The 13,137-nt window shown below is 46.2% G+C and carries 17 protein-coding genes; all 17 read right to left on the reverse strand.

All coding sequences use genetic code 11. The annotated features are described in order from the left end of the window. Positions 1-384, reverse strand: coding sequence for a DUF2577 domain-containing protein (locus CSV67_RS02840; protein ID WP_099630123.1), 384 nt, complete (start codon positions 382-384; stop codon positions 1-3). Then, on the reverse strand, positions 384-1,361 hold the full coding sequence (locus tag CSV67_RS02845) for an XkdQ/YqbQ family protein (RefSeq protein ID WP_099630124.1): 978 nt from the start codon (positions 1,359-1,361) through the stop codon (positions 384-386). Before CSV67_RS02845 ends, CSV67_RS02840 begins: the two co-directional genes overlap by 1 nt. Then, on the reverse strand, positions 1,358-2,029 hold the full coding sequence (locus CSV67_RS02850) for a LysM peptidoglycan-binding domain-containing protein (RefSeq protein ID WP_099630125.1): 672 nt from the start codon (positions 2,027-2,029) through the stop codon (positions 1,358-1,360). Before CSV67_RS02850 ends, CSV67_RS02845 begins: the two co-directional genes overlap by 4 nt. Next, positions 2,022-6,080, reverse strand: coding sequence for a tape measure protein (locus CSV67_RS02855; protein ID WP_099630126.1), 4,059 nt, complete (start codon positions 6,078-6,080; stop codon positions 2,022-2,024). Before CSV67_RS02855 ends, CSV67_RS02850 begins: the two co-directional genes overlap by 8 nt. Beyond that, on the reverse strand, positions 6,080-6,238 hold the full coding sequence (locus CSV67_RS16770; protein WP_199173129.1) for a hypothetical protein: 159 nt from the start codon (positions 6,236-6,238) through the stop codon (positions 6,080-6,082). The genes CSV67_RS02855 and CSV67_RS16770 overlap by 1 nt, the downstream gene beginning before the upstream one ends. A gap of 44 nt (positions 6,239-6,282) precedes the next feature. After that, positions 6,283-6,732: a phage tail assembly chaperone gene (locus CSV67_RS02865; RefSeq protein WP_099630339.1), complete on the reverse strand. Its 450-nt coding sequence runs from the start codon at positions 6,730-6,732 to the stop codon at positions 6,283-6,285. A gap of 110 nt (positions 6,733-6,842) precedes the next feature. Further along, complete coding sequence (locus CSV67_RS02870; RefSeq protein ID WP_233192542.1) at positions 6,843-7,295, reverse strand: phage tail tube protein; 453 nt, start codon at positions 7,293-7,295, stop codon at positions 6,843-6,845. Between the two features lie 43 nt (positions 7,296-7,338). Beyond that, positions 7,339-8,733 (reverse strand): phage tail sheath family protein, encoded by a 1,395-nt coding sequence (locus tag CSV67_RS02875; protein WP_099630128.1) that lies wholly within the window; start codon positions 8,731-8,733, stop codon positions 7,339-7,341. Then, positions 8,730-8,957 (reverse strand): YqzN/YkzM domain-containing protein, encoded by a 228-nt coding sequence (locus tag CSV67_RS02880; RefSeq protein ID WP_369803129.1) that lies wholly within the window; start codon positions 8,955-8,957, stop codon positions 8,730-8,732. Before CSV67_RS02880 ends, CSV67_RS02875 begins: the two co-directional genes overlap by 4 nt. Before the next feature lie 23 nt (positions 8,958-8,980). Next, positions 8,981-9,421 carry a phage portal protein gene (locus CSV67_RS02885; protein ID WP_099630130.1) on the reverse strand — a complete coding sequence of 147 codons (441 nt, stop codon included), beginning with the start codon at positions 9,419-9,421 and terminating at the stop codon, positions 8,981-8,983. A 12-nt stretch (positions 9,422-9,433) separates the two neighbouring features. Next, the gene (locus CSV67_RS02890; protein ID WP_099630131.1) at positions 9,434-9,934 is read right to left on the reverse strand and encodes an HK97 gp10 family phage protein; all 501 of its coding nucleotides are present in this window, start codon (positions 9,932-9,934) and stop codon (positions 9,434-9,436) included. Continuing rightward, complete coding sequence (locus CSV67_RS02895; protein ID WP_099630132.1) at positions 9,931-10,284, reverse strand: DUF3599 family protein; 354 nt, start codon at positions 10,282-10,284, stop codon at positions 9,931-9,933. Before CSV67_RS02895 ends, CSV67_RS02890 begins: the two co-directional genes overlap by 4 nt. Further along, the gene (gene yqbG, locus CSV67_RS02900; protein WP_099630133.1) at positions 10,281-10,658 is read right to left on the reverse strand and encodes a protein YqbG; all 378 of its coding nucleotides are present in this window, start codon (positions 10,656-10,658) and stop codon (positions 10,281-10,283) included. Before yqbG ends, CSV67_RS02895 begins: the two co-directional genes overlap by 4 nt. Before the next feature lie 4 nt (positions 10,659-10,662). Beyond that, complete coding sequence (locus tag CSV67_RS02905) at positions 10,663-10,860, reverse strand: hypothetical protein (RefSeq protein ID WP_099630134.1); 198 nt, start codon at positions 10,858-10,860, stop codon at positions 10,663-10,665. Between the two features lie 16 nt (positions 10,861-10,876). Beyond that, positions 10,877-11,815 (reverse strand): phage major capsid family protein, encoded by a 939-nt coding sequence (locus tag CSV67_RS02910; RefSeq protein WP_099630340.1) that lies wholly within the window; start codon positions 11,813-11,815, stop codon positions 10,877-10,879. Positions 11,816-11,841: 26 nt separating this feature from the next. Continuing rightward, positions 11,842-12,945, reverse strand: a complete 1,104-nt coding sequence (locus CSV67_RS02915; RefSeq protein WP_099630135.1) for an XkdF-like putative serine protease domain-containing protein — start codon at positions 12,943-12,945, stop codon at positions 11,842-11,844. 16 nt (positions 12,946-12,961) lie between these two features. Beyond that, entirely contained in the window at positions 12,962-13,135 is a 174-nt protein-coding gene (locus CSV67_RS16620; protein ID WP_158232871.1) for a hypothetical protein, read from the reverse strand. Positions 13,136-13,137 lie beyond the last annotated feature (2 nt).

The following is a 13,137-nucleotide window of genomic DNA, read 5'->3' on the forward strand; positions in this document are numbered from 1 at the left end:
TTATTCATACCTGACCACCCGATCTGCAATGTAATAAGCCTGGCCGCCTTGCAAAGCGGTAACCAGTACTTCATCACCCGCTTTTAGCTCATCTAAGAATGTGACTTCGGCTTCTGTCATGACGATTGCTTCGTATCCATGAACATGATTATCGGCCGACATTGTAAAACCTTTGATATCACTGCTTTTTATCTGCACTTTACGTTTATGCCGGGTAAGATGCTCTGCTACAATGATGATTTCTTTCGGGATTGGCAGCTTGGAATCATTTTTTAATTGAATGACCAATTCAGGCGGCCCCTGCGTGACAACCGCTCCCATCAATTCGACTGGGCTGTTAGCATTTACGCCTTTCAACGCATTTCTTTTAATAATATCTAACATCAGGACACCTCCGGCATGGCGTTATTGTCGATCAGAACAAGTGACATGACGTGGCGATTACCGTAAAACTCGTGCACATCGCTATCAATATAGAGGATCTTGTTCAGTTCAATTTCCTTCTCAATGACGCGCACTGGCTCGCCGCTTATTAGATCTGGAATACCTCTGGCTTCAATCGTCAGCTCCTTCTTGACGCCTTTCTTGCGCTTTAGCGCTTTATCTGCACGATTCTTCAGCTGCGCCTTGTTGACCTTGTCCGTGACCTTCTCATAGTACTGAAGGACACCGTATTTTTTCTTTCCTTCTTCGTCTTTTGCGGTTACGGAAATCTGCTTTTTCTCTTCGCCGGCCACCATAGTTACCTGCGTAGCTGTTTCCTCGATGCTGGTCGTGTAGTTATAATCTTCAATATTTACGCCTGTTTCTAGGACCCATACATCATCCGGCAGTTCGAGCGGGCGTAGCATAAACTTGCCCTTTTGCGAATACATGCGAAATCGCTTGCTTGTGGACTTCAGCGTTTCGATCATTGCATCCAGGATAATGTCATACAGGTTGGTCTCGTTTTTGTGAGTCCGTGTTTTCATGACGTGCCCTGTATTTACAATAGATCCGATCGGTATTTCGAATTCTTTCAGCAGAGTGGTGGCAATCTGGTCTGCTCGCTTATTGACAAATACACGTGCTGTCTCATTGAGCAAAAGGTACTGCATGATGTCATAAGCTACCACGGTCATCATGCCACCTTTAGTTCGGCCCCTTGCAAAGACAGTTCCGCGGAACAGCTCTTTTTTGAACCACTTGAACAGCAGCGTGTCACCCTCTTCGATTTTCACAATCTTGTGTCCTGTATTATGCTTGACAAGTATCCTGGCTTCGATTTTTCGAGCGGCATTGTAACGCTTCCCAGACCACTTAATAGACTCTGTCGGAATTTCCACTACTTCTTTAGGTGTAACCAAAAATAGCTCCATCATGATGGCAACCTCAGATTGAAACCAATATGAATCCAGCGGCCGGGCTGTTTCAGGTTGCGTTTGTCTCGCTTGATCAGCGCATCTTTATTCAGCTTCCAGATGTCATTCCAACGCTTACTGTCGTTATAGTACTTTCGAGCAATCGTGATCAGTGTCTCGCCCTTTTTCACAGTATGTGATTTAGGAACATTTTTGGTATTTGGCCTGGTCTTATTCGGTTTCTTCTGCGTTCTCGGCATCTTGCGCCGTTCAATAAATTGGTACTCTTTGAGCAACAACTCGAAGTCATAATCCCCGACATCCTTCTCGCCTTCGCGATACAGAAAATCCTCGATAGAAACAGCGTAGTTGATTGGGGTGCCCGTCACGATAAAGCGAGCAGGCTTGCCGCTGTTTTTCCATCGCTCAATCATCTTGATATAGTCCCACGGATACAGAGTCCCCGAATACTCCGTCAGAGGAGACTCTTCGCGAGGAAAGAAAGAGCTGAAGTGAAAAGTTTTCGCGGTAGGATCCTGAATAATCGTCACTTCGCCAAGCCTTGTAATCATCACGCTTTCGTTATCTGATCCGTTACTCACGTTTAAAACGCCTGGCATTACGGGAAAGCGCAACTTCTCTTTCCCGGTGCCAAACGTCAGCCACATTTCATATTTGCTTTTAGACATCGATCACCATCTCTCCTCCCTCGAATTCTTCGGCTAATAAAGCTTTCCGGATATATTCATATGCCACCTTGCCGACCTTCTCAGCATCCATATCGTTCGAGTAGTGATTGTCGCCTGTAATTTCTACTTTGATATCACGGATGCCGCTTCTGGATGAACCGCCTCCTCCTGCTGAAGAGGAAGTAGCAGCACGAAACTGGCTATCAGATAACGCGACCCTTTCTTCTTCAAATCCAATGCCTTCCGCATAAGCAGGGGCCTGTTTTAGATAAGATACTGTATTTCGGTGCGACAGCACTTCCGTTCCTCTTGGAAGATTCAGCAAGGTATCTGTCGCTGGAGATAGCGCCATTCGTCCGTTCGGGAATCGCATTAATTCCTCTCCGCCACCGTCACCGACGATTGCGTCACCACCCGGATGGAACCGCGTACCTTTTGCATAAGCTTTTGGGCCACCACCGGGTGCGCTGACCGTAGGAGTTGGAACACTTGCTATACGAGCCGCCAAGTTACTCAATGCCGACTTGACCGCCGTAGCTCCTGACTGAATTCCATTCAATGTCGATACCCAACCCGACGCTTGTCCAAGTATAGAAGCGAGCCTCATGGTGTTACCGTGAAGTAACGGTCCAGATCCGGCTAATGGCATAAATGCGCCTGCTACCACAACAGATGCGGTGCCAAGTACCATACCAAGTGCCATAGTGTTCTGGTTGGCCATAGCTCCCGAAGCAGCTAATGGTAGATATGCTCCAGCTACAATCACCGTAGATTCTCCGAGTATGAGCCCCAAGGCAGAAGTGTTCTGCGTTAGCATTGCCCCTGCGCTTTGTAGCGGGAAGAATGTGCCTGCAATCCATCCTGCAGCTTCTCCTGTCGTCATGGTCAATGCACTGATATTATGAACCAATCCTGCTGTCGTGCCTTGTAGTGGGTAGAATGCTCCCACTACCCAGCCAGATGCTTCGCCAGTGACCATCGTTATTGCACTAATGTTGTGCACGAGTCCCTGCGTTGCTCCCTGTAACGGATAAAAGGCACCAACAATCCAACCGGATGCCTCGCCTGTTACCATGGTGATCGCACTAATATTGTGCTGCAGGCCGTCTGTCATTCCTTGGAGAGGATAGAAAGCTCCTACCACCCAACCGGCGGCTTCGCCAGTGACCATCGTGATTGCATTAAGATTATGACTCAGCCCATCAGTGGCACCTTGTAACGGATAAAAGGCTCCCACTACCCAGCCAGACGCTTCGCCGGTCGTCATGGTGAGTGCGTCCATATTATGGGCTGCTCCCTGGGCTTTGTCTGCCATTGCGGATAGAGCGGCTGCTAATGCTTCAGCGTATTGGTTGAGTGCTGTGAAATCCGGAAGCTGTCCAGGAACTTCACTACCGACCGGCAAGGTCCCTCCTGCCATATTAGGCATTTCTTCCGCTTCCGCCTTTCCAGGGAAGAATCTGTCTTTGATCCAACCAGCTACCTTTTGACCAAGATCACTGCCGATCATACTTCCTCCGAACATTCCAAGGACGCCGCCGACGGCTGTGCCAAAACCGGGTACAATGGAACCGACTGACGCTCCGATAGCGGCCCCTGTAGTTCCGCCTGCCACTGCTCCTGCAAACCCCCCTGCCGCCTCTGCTTTTTCGCCTTTAGGTGCCATAGCGATTGTAGAAGCACCAAATAAGGTGCTTATAAGAGGGACACCCTTTACAAACTTGCCTAACTTCTCAATTCCTTTGGTTAACTTTGAATTTTTGGGGTTAAGCGTATCAACGAGACTCTTAGTTTCTTTAGAAGAACTTTTCGTTTGGCTGCCACTGACAGTTTTTTCAGCCTTTTGACTGACCGTCTTCGTTTTCTTCGTCGCGTTACCAGATTGCTTACGATCTGCTTTCGTTGTGACAGTCTGAGGCTTAGGTGTTGTATCCCTACTCCTTGCTTCAATCCACTTTCTAAGCGGTTCAGGATAAGGTGCGGACTTAGGAGCAGGACCTGGCCATGTCTTAGTGGTAAGAACGGTTTTTGTAGTTGGTCTTGGCTGTGGTTCCGGTTTATTCTTCCGATCTTTCATCGTCTCTGTATAGGAATCTCTTTTGGGAGGTATCACAGTAGTAGGTGTAGGTCTACCGCTCGTATTGCGGCCTGATGAGTTGTTACCTTTCCCGCCAGCATTTTTATTCGATGAATCAGATTTATGATTTCCAAAGATCGTTTTAGGTATATCAACAAAGATAGTCTTCACTAAATCCTTGATAGGCTTAAACTTCGTTAGAATGGTTGAAGCCATTCCTAATGCAATAGCATCAACTACCAAGGCACCGCCAATAGAGCCTGATTTCTGTAGCTCTTCATTTCCTGTCGCATATCCCCAAGCGGACTTTCCTGCATCAATATTGATGTCGCGTATTTTAGCACCGATCTTCATAGATAAATCCACTGGATCAATCGCTTCTAAGAACCCTGTAATAAAGCTTTTACCTGACGTAATACCAGCATCTACAAAAGCATTGCCAGTTTTATCAGACTCGCCACCAAGCAGTGTAAGAACAGCAGAACGAATAAAGCCACCATAAGTGCTACCAATACCTTCGCCTATACGAGCGGCATTGGCTTTACCTTTTGTTTCCCACCATTCCCCGACAACATCCTTTGTCGTGTCGGCTACTAAACGCCAGCGTGTTTCAAATGTCATATCACGGTATTTTTCCAATGATTCAAATCTAGCTTTAAAAGCAGGATCCTCTTCAAATTTCAGCTTCATTGTCTGAGTCCACTCTTTAAATTCATCCGGTTGCATTCTGGCCATAGCCTGAGCTGCATTTTCTCCAGGGAATAGTATCTTCATTTGATCTCCAATGAAATTAAAAGCCTGCTTAAACGGATTGAGTAAGTTCTTTGCAAAAACAGATCCTGACTTTTTCAGTTGTCTTGACATATCAGATAAAACGAAAGAATATTCTCCACGCCACTTCCTAAATGAAAGTAATGCGGGTTTGAATACATCTCGTAATCCTTCACCCCAAGGCATCAGAATAGAGTTACCGACAAACGATTTCAGTCCTAATAGCAAGTTGTTCATGTTTCCAGACATCTTTTCCATCATGCCATTGTATTTGCCGAATTCCTTCGTAACTTTTGGCCATAACTTCTTGATGTCTCCGCCACTTTCAGCTAGATCTTCAATTCGCTGCCTAGCTGCTCCACTAATAGCACCCATCTCTTGTAGTCTACTTGTAGCCGCACCGACTGGTCGTCCCGAATCGATACCATCGTACAGTCGGCCGAACCACATAGCTGTCTCTTCTAAATCGGTTTGCGTCCCGACCGCAACGTCACCAATTAACTCCATGCCTTTCGATGTCGCTAATGCATCACCAGTAAACGTCTGAAGAATACGACTTGATTTGAATATTTCATCTCTCGTTAACGGTGTTCTTCCCGCGAACTCTGTTAAATCCTTCATTCGCTTATCTGCAGCGCCTTTACTGCCTAGCATTACTTCGAATGAGGTGGTCAGGTCTTCTCTATCCGCTACCATTTTGATTGGTATGATGATACCTCCGCCGACTCCTCCGGCTACACCTAATAGCCCAAGCGTAGAAGTCGCAGCACTGGCAATTGCCCGAAGTGGCCGCGTTGCCAAATCCACTACACGGACTGTCGTACTGACAGCTTTGGGCACATTCCGCTGGGTAAAGTTAGACACGTTACGAATAGTACGGCTGGCCAAGTCATTTGCCCGTATTGTAATTCGGTATGCTTTTCCAAGTGAAGAGCGAGCGAGCCGCCCAACTTTCGTGATAACAGGCGAAGCCCGATCAATAGCTCGAATGGTCAACCTCCGCATTTTTGGAAATTTACGAGCGGCAAAGGTGTCGAATCTTCTCAATGCAGAAGTCGCTCGGTCTCGCACGGTAATCAACATGCGAACTGGCTTATTTAAACGGTCCCTTGCCCTTGCCAGCCGTTCGGTTTCACCCCGGATCGTCCGCATCTTACCGGAAATATTGTCCTTCATATCAAAACGAGCAGTCAGTTTGGCCATTATTTTTTACCTCCTTTCTTGTTCATCTTTTCAAGTTCAGTGCGCTCTTTTTCCAGCTGTTCGAGCTTATAGCTGATACAAGCGTTCATCAGCGCTTTAAAACCGCGTGGTGCTTCACGCCATTCTTGTAAATCAGAAGGGGAATAATTCTTCTCCATCATCAGAAAATAAAAATAGACAGCTTCCTTATTCCCCTCCTCGATTAGTTTTTTGCTGCTTCTTCCAGATCTTCGAGCGTGTCGTCAAAACCGTTGATTTCGTTTGCCGCGTGAAGCCATTCTGCATACTCCCCTGCAACGTGCAACATCTTCTTCGCTACTTCTATTGGGTCCTGTTGCTTGTAAGCTTTACGCAATTCTGCAGAGCGGAAATTTGGATACAATGTAGTTTCCACCGCGATCAGCGCCATGTAACGAGCTTGATTCAATCGCTCTCCGACTTTCTTCTTTCGAGAACCAGTGTAAACCGGCTCCATGCACATCTTTTCGATTTCTTCTACCCGGGCTGTCGAAATAGCTTTAAAACGGAATGGAATCACCTTGCCTTCTTTGTCTTTGAAACGTCTGGATACAGGACGCACTACTTCTTCCGTTTCTTCCACGTTTTCTGGCAGGAAGAACGATAAGTCATCCACTACCTGTGATAGCTCCATTTCCTCGCGCTCTACCTCGTCGTTATATTCAACTGCTTGTTTGTTTTCTGTCATGTCAATCTCTCCTTTTGTTTTGGTATGTAAAAAAGAGCGAATTTCTTCGCTCTTGATCAGTTAAAGTCATCTTCCAATTCTTCCGGCATATCGATATCTTCGAATGTGAACGGCACTTCTTCCTCGACTGGATCACCTTCAGCAGCCAGACTGGCCACTTTAGCGCTGTCGAAGTTTACATCATACAATGTGACACGCTCCGTTCCACGTCCAGAACCTTCATCATCCAGCACGGACTGGAATGTAAAGTACGGATCCGGTCCGCCCTTTGCGTATTCCATCATGATTCGAACAAACTTAGATGTTACCTTGTAGAAAGTAGCCGTTCCTGTACCGCTGCCCCCGGTCGCCTTATGGCCCATCATGCGGCGGCCCATAAGCGGAACTTCTACTTTGTTTTTTTCAATCGTTGCTTCGAATTCCTTGATATAAGCGAGTTCTTCACCATCAAGGAACAAACGGCCTTCTTTCCCGCTGATCGTGTTAAACGATCTCATTTTGCTAGTCATCAGTCATTTCCCTCCTTTTTCTGCATACAAAAAAGAGAGGCGATTATGCTGCAATCGCGCTCTCTTGTGAAATAGTGGTGTCGATATAGAATTTCTTCGCTGCATATACTGGTTGCGCATGGATTCCAATGTAGAAACCGTCACCGTCTTCCGTAATGCGAATATCGATATCCGTATTGGAGTCAAAGTTTTTGATAGCTCCTTCTTTCTGAAGCTCATTCATATACACCGTGATCAGCGTTCGAATATATTGCGCCCCATCATCACCTGTTCCAATGCTCCGATTTGCTTTGTTGCGAGTTTTAATCGCATGTTTAATCTCACGGGTTACATCATTGTTGATGCCATCCAGCACACGCATGATCTTGTTGTCAGAGAATTGCTTATCCTTTTCGTCCGTGAAGGATGTAAAGGAATTGATATCCATTTCAACCGTGACTTCCTTGTCCCTCGGATCATAAGAGAAAATGAATTCTCCGTTCTGGATTGCATCTTCTTTCGCATAAGTATCCATTCGCACCGGCACATCCACTGCGCCTTCATACTCCACAAACGTTAGTGATTTCAGAGAAGAAGCACTTGCGCTGGCTCCGGTAACCCAAGCGACTGATTCGGCAGTTGTCAGCTCACGCTCAATGAACTGCCCTTTCACGGCACCGGGAACTTTAATTGCCACGTTATTCGTCACGTTAGTAATTCCTTCAAAGTCAGCTGCGTAATTCGCCATCACGCCTCCCACTTTGATGCCCGCCTCATCGCGAAGACGCTTCACAAATGACGCAAACACTGCTTTTAGCTCTTCGTCATCATCAACCGGCAGACCGATCGTGTCGAAGTACTCCACTTCCGCCGCATCCATGAAGTCCATAAAATCCTCATTGGTCACTTCACCATTGGTTCCGCCCGAAAGAAACTTTCCTGCAGTCACTTCGAGCTGGCCGACGCCGGACAATTCGACATAATCATTCACCTGGAAATCAGTGATATTTTCAATCGTTTGTCTGACGACACGCTGCAGACCGAGGAATACGGTGATATCCTTTTTAGCAGGATCCAGTACGTTTTCCGCAATTCGAATTTGCAACTTGTTTCCAAGCTCTCCACCGTACTTTGCCGTTGCAGTAACACCTGTTCCTAGTTCAGCCGTTGCCTGTGTCCCCTCATTCAGACGATAGACCAGGACTGTCTTCGCTTCCTTCTTTGCTTCTTTTACAAGTAGCAGGGAAGGATCGTCAATTTCAGCACCCAGATATTTCACCGTATCCTTGTCTTCATTGATGGCAATAAAGCTTTTTGGCTTCCCCCAACTCAAGACAAACGGCAGGGCAGCTGTACCACGTTCGCCGATCTGCGCACGTTTCTTGGCCGCAGAACGAAAACGAAAATAAATACCCGCTAGAATCTTCTCTACACCTTTTTCAAAAGTTCCACCGTTCATTGTTCACCCTCCTTTTTCTTACCGACTTTTTTATTCAGGAACGTATCAATCATTTTCTTGGCTTCCGATTTCGTCACTTGATTTGACGGATAATTTCGGAATATACCGTCCAACACTTCCGGCTTCACGCCGAATAATTCCCGGCTGTGTTCCCGCAGCTGGTGAATATAAAAAAGAGACTCCCGCGATTCGCTTTGAACAGCGACAGGAATCTCTTCAATCATTTCTTTAACTTTTTTCTCTTTCGTCATCTTTTCACCCCACTATATAATTTGAAATGTTCGAGCGGCACATGCTCTGGACGGTCGTAGTGATAACGGCTATCCCAGTTGACCAGCAACGTGACTGCGCCTTCTGTTTGTCTAACATCAATCCGGTTGATCCGGACAAAATCACCTGCTGAACTACCATCTGGATTGATCAGAGGGATTTGTCCTCGTTTCCACCTCACAGTATCCGCAATCCTTTCCGCTTCAGCATAGGCCTGCTGTGCGTCCTTGTGGAATAGCTTCACAGGTAGCGTGTATGTTTTCAGGAATGTCGAAGTGGAATCATTGCCATCAAACGACTGCGGAATCGGAAAATACATGGACGGTACCATGAAATTCTGTGGAACTTCTTTTGTGTACACTTTTACAGGAAAAAGCTGATAAAAGTATGACATGATGGAGCCTACTTCAGGATTCAACCGCTCACCCCCTTAAAAATTTGCATCAATCCACTGCTGTAGCTTCTGATCTAAGTTTTTACCAAACATTTTCTCGAAGATCGCAAATGCGAAATCCCAGTAGTGCGTGCCAGGTACCCACTGTTGCTTGAGTAGCATGCCTGTATTGGCTCCTGGCTCATATACAAACCGGCTGCCACTCCAATGGCCGGGTACCCATCGCGTTTCGACACCGTCAGGATTGGTCATATGCCCATCGTTGACATAAACGGCATAGTTCACATTTGTCCCTACATCAATCGTCAAACCACCGTCAGACACGGTCCATATGTTATCCCCGTCACCTTTGCCAAATGAGTTCAACAGTCGGCCGGTATCAACCGTGCCAGTGCCAATGATTTCATCCTGTACCACGTCCAAAAACTCCATGCCCATCATATCCAGCCATAATGCCATCTCATCCCTTAATCCGCCATTAGAGGCATCATCCAGTGCTTTTAGAAAAGCGTCCAGTCCGTCAATTTCAAAATTTATAGATTCCCACTCCTGACTGCCACCACTTCGATATGGTGATTCTTGATTTTTCGTGGTATCTGTAACTTGAATTCTGTGTCATTCCATATCACCTTGTCATTGGCGCGGACATCAACGTTCGGCAGGAAATGAATGAGAAAGGACTGGAATACTTTTGGGTTCGGCTCGCTCTGTACAATAGACTGATTGCGTTCAGTGAAGTAGCAGCGCACTCCTGTATGATCTGGACTGTCATGGTATGAAAATGACTCATCCAAGTCAGCTCCTGGAATGCCGAAATCTCCCGTCCCTGTCTCTTTATGCAGATGATAAATGTCACAGCGGTGAGTCAGCAGTTTGACATAACTCATAGCGCCCGCATCCGCATGAAGAACCCTGTTTTGGACTCTGCTACCTTTGCATAATCTTCAAGCAGAGCAGTTACATCAGGCAGAGCCAGACTTGAGCCGTCTCCCATCGTGTAGGAGTAATCGCCGATTTTCTCGGACTTGTATCCCTTCGAAATGGATTCATCACTATTAATCAGCGCAAAATACTGCGCCACTTTCAGCACGGCAAGACGGATTTCAGCGGGCAGCGGCACATACTCCGCAAGCGGCTTCTCAACTCGCTTCTGTATATTCGCTTCCGCTTCCAGAATGTCCAGTTTCAGCAGTGTATCAGCGCGCTCTTTTACCGCTTCGAACGCGCTGTAATCTTTTAGTTCTAGTGGAGTAATGATCATGAAATCACTCCTTTGTTTTCTTGTTTTTTGACTCTTCCTGTTCTTCCTTCTTGGAATCTTTCACTTCTTCCAGGTCAGAATACAATTCTAAAAGATCATCACGTTCCTTTGCAGTCACTTCGACAGGTTCTTGAGCATAGAAAAAACGTCCTCCGCCAATGTGTAGAACGCCTGTTTTTTGTTTGTACTGTACTTTAGCCAATATTTATCATCCTTTCTTAAAGTTTTTCACCAGTCATGTACGCCACTGCTTCTACTTCGCGAACAACAGCGTCCAAGTATGAGTACAACACGTGATATGTCGCATCTTTTGCAGCAGCAGTCGCACCGTCAGCTGTACGAATATAACGTAACTGGCGTGTGAATACAGGCTTCAAGTTAGATTTCGGTGTCAACGCAGCAAAACCGCCTTGCATTTCTGCAACGACTTCTACTGGATATCCAGCAAGACGAGTGATTTTCCCATCTTGTAGAACTGCATCACCAAAGCCAGTCTGACGATTTGAAATCAGCGCCACAAGCTTGTCATTGGTCTTTTGTGTAATGAACCACGTGACATCCGAGAAGCTTTTGAATCGCTCCGGTAACAGTTGGATATGATGCACAAAATCCATGATAGTGGGTTCTGCTGCAACCAATTCCGTTTTATACGTCGATGCTTTCATCTTCTTAACGAAACCATCTAAAATTGAAAGGAATGGATCTGGTGTGCTAAGCGGCTCTTCTGCATCCACATCTCCATTAAAGATTAAATCTTGCAGATCGACCGCAAATTGCTGCTGAATCATGCTGATGATTTTCTGTTCCGCATTATCCCCACGAGCAGAAACAGAATAGAATACATCATCATTTTGTAACCATTCATCCCACTTCAGCTTCTTAACTGCATATGGGATCTTTCGGCTGGCAATGGATCCTGTGCCTGTTGGCAAGTCATCCTTACCCGCTTGACGAATACGACGGCGTCCAACACTAAGCGCGTCCAAGTTACCTGCAGCTACATTCCGATAAATCGGCAATAGTTTTGGTAACGTAGAAGCCATATTGATCGTATCAACCAGGAATGCTTCTGCATCACTGATCGCCATCGGAATATCAAGATTTTTCTTGATGCTTGCTACTGTTGATTCTTTGTTTAAAATTGTCTGATTGCTCATCGGCATATCATTTTCCCCCTTTTACATTAACCGAAATGGCGCATGTATCCTTTTTGAATTGGTGCTTCACCTTGATGATTGTCTGGATCCGCTTGATTTGAAACCCCTCTTGCTTTTTCGACCGCTTCTAAACGATTTGAAATAGGCTCCATCGCTTCTTTCAGCACTGCTTTGAACGATTCAAGCTCAGCGTTCTCTTCGACTGCTTTCGGTTCTGGTGGTGCTACCTCTTTCTCAATCGCATCTAGTCGCTCTGTGATAGGCGCCAGTGCTTCAGTTACTGCTTTTTGAATGTCTTCTGCTTTCATGTCCTCACCCTTTCGAATTTTTTCAGGTTTGATCTCTAATGACTTTGCAATATCGTCAGTTGATTTAATCTCTTGCAATATTGCCAGGAAATCTTGTACACCAGCTTCCAGTCGTTCGAAATCAGTAACGTCTGGTGTCCGATTTTCCCACAGCGAATCATAATAGGTACTCTCAATACCATCCCAGACAGCCCAAAGATTACGGCGCTTCTGGTTGTCCTCATAATGGTCACGGACCTCGCCTTTTTGGATCTTTTCGCCAGTAAAGAAGCTTTTCAGCAAATTAAAAAAGCCCTTCATCTCCGTGTCGTCTTCCGACTTGGAAACAAGCTTTTCATGTTCTTGCTTTTCGATTGTCTCGGCAGTGCCAGCCAGTGAGTATCCCGTGAATTCACCTTTTTGGATAGCTTCCCAAATTTCATCAGACGCTTTTGTCACGAGCACCCATGAACCTTTAGTGATCGCCTCTTCGCCAATCGTCATATCGACAGGCGCGATATATGACTCGACCACTTCGCCGACACCCGCTTCGAAGTCGTGCTGCGTGTCGATGTTGCGAGCATCTTTCATAAAGCCGTGTGCAGCCTTCTCGATTTCAGCAGCTGTCATGAAGTCTTCATGTGAGTCAATCGTATCTGGTTCATACACAACGCCGTAAACGAGCTTTTGCGCGTCCTCGTCTTGTTTATTGACAAACACCTTCACTTCTTTTTCGAATATTGGTTTTTCAGCCGACTTTGTGAGGAAAAACTGCTTCTTGTTTGCACCCTTGTCCACATATGAGACGTGCGTTATGTTGGCGTTGATTAGTTCTCTAGGCAATGTTATTCACCTCCTTTCAGTCATCGCGACCGGCTAAATTGAATGTAATTGCAGCCTCGCCAATTGGTTTGCCGTCTACATAAAACGTTCCAGCAGCGCGTCGGAAAAGCTGTTTTTGAACAGTTAAACTTCTCTCTGCCAGCCGCCTTGACAAGTCACTGCTTTCCATAAGGCTTCTGTATCCACTCATGA

It is taken from the genome of Sporosarcina sp. P2, from assembly GCF_002743255.1.
Classification (GTDB): domain Bacteria; phylum Bacillota; class Bacilli; order Bacillales_A; family Planococcaceae; genus Sporosarcina.

Bases quoted from the DNA above. Each gene is read 5' to 3' on its own strand.
- CSV67_RS02840 (WP_099630123.1), bottom strand. From the start codon at position 384: ATGTTAGATATTATTAAAAGAAATGCGTTGAAAGGCGTAAATGCTAAC.
- yqbG (WP_099630133.1), bottom strand. From the start codon at position 10,658: ATGATCATTACTCCACTAGAACTAAAAGATTACAGCGCGTTCGAAGCG.
- CSV67_RS02895 (WP_099630132.1), bottom strand. From the start codon at position 10,284: ATGAGTTATGTCAAACTGCTGACTCACCGCTGTGACATTTATCATCTG.
- CSV67_RS02880 (WP_369803129.1), bottom strand. From the start codon at position 8,957: ATGATTGAAGAGATTCCTGTCGCTGTTCAAAGCGAATCGCGGGAGTCT.
- CSV67_RS02845 (WP_099630124.1), bottom strand. From the start codon at position 1,361: ATGATGGAGCTATTTTTGGTTACACCTAAAGAAGTAGTGGAAATTCCG.
- CSV67_RS16620 (WP_158232871.1), bottom strand. From the start codon at position 13,135: ATGAGTGGATACAGAAGCCTTATGGAAAGCAGTGACTTGTCAAGGCGG.
- CSV67_RS02910 (WP_099630340.1), bottom strand. From the start codon at position 11,815: ATGAGCAATCAGACAATTTTAAACAAAGAATCAACAGTAGCAAGCATC.
- CSV67_RS02870 (WP_233192542.1), bottom strand. From the start codon at position 7,295: ATGACTAGCAAAATGAGATCGTTTAACACGATCAGCGGGAAAGAAGGC.
- CSV67_RS02865 (WP_099630339.1), bottom strand. From the start codon at position 6,732: ATGGAGCTATCACAGGTAGTGGATGACTTATCGTTCTTCCTGCCAGAA.
- CSV67_RS02855 (WP_099630126.1), bottom strand. From the start codon at position 6,080: ATGGCCAAACTGACTGCTCGTTTTGATATGAAGGACAATATTTCCGGT.
- CSV67_RS16770 (WP_199173129.1), bottom strand. From the start codon at position 6,238: ATGGAGAAGAATTATTCCCCTTCTGATTTACAAGAATGGCGTGAAGCA.
- CSV67_RS02875 (WP_099630128.1), bottom strand. From the start codon at position 8,733: ATGAACGGTGGAACTTTTGAAAAAGGTGTAGAGAAGATTCTAGCGGGT.
- CSV67_RS02850 (WP_099630125.1), bottom strand. From the start codon at position 2,029: ATGTCTAAAAGCAAATATGAAATGTGGCTGACGTTTGGCACCGGGAAA.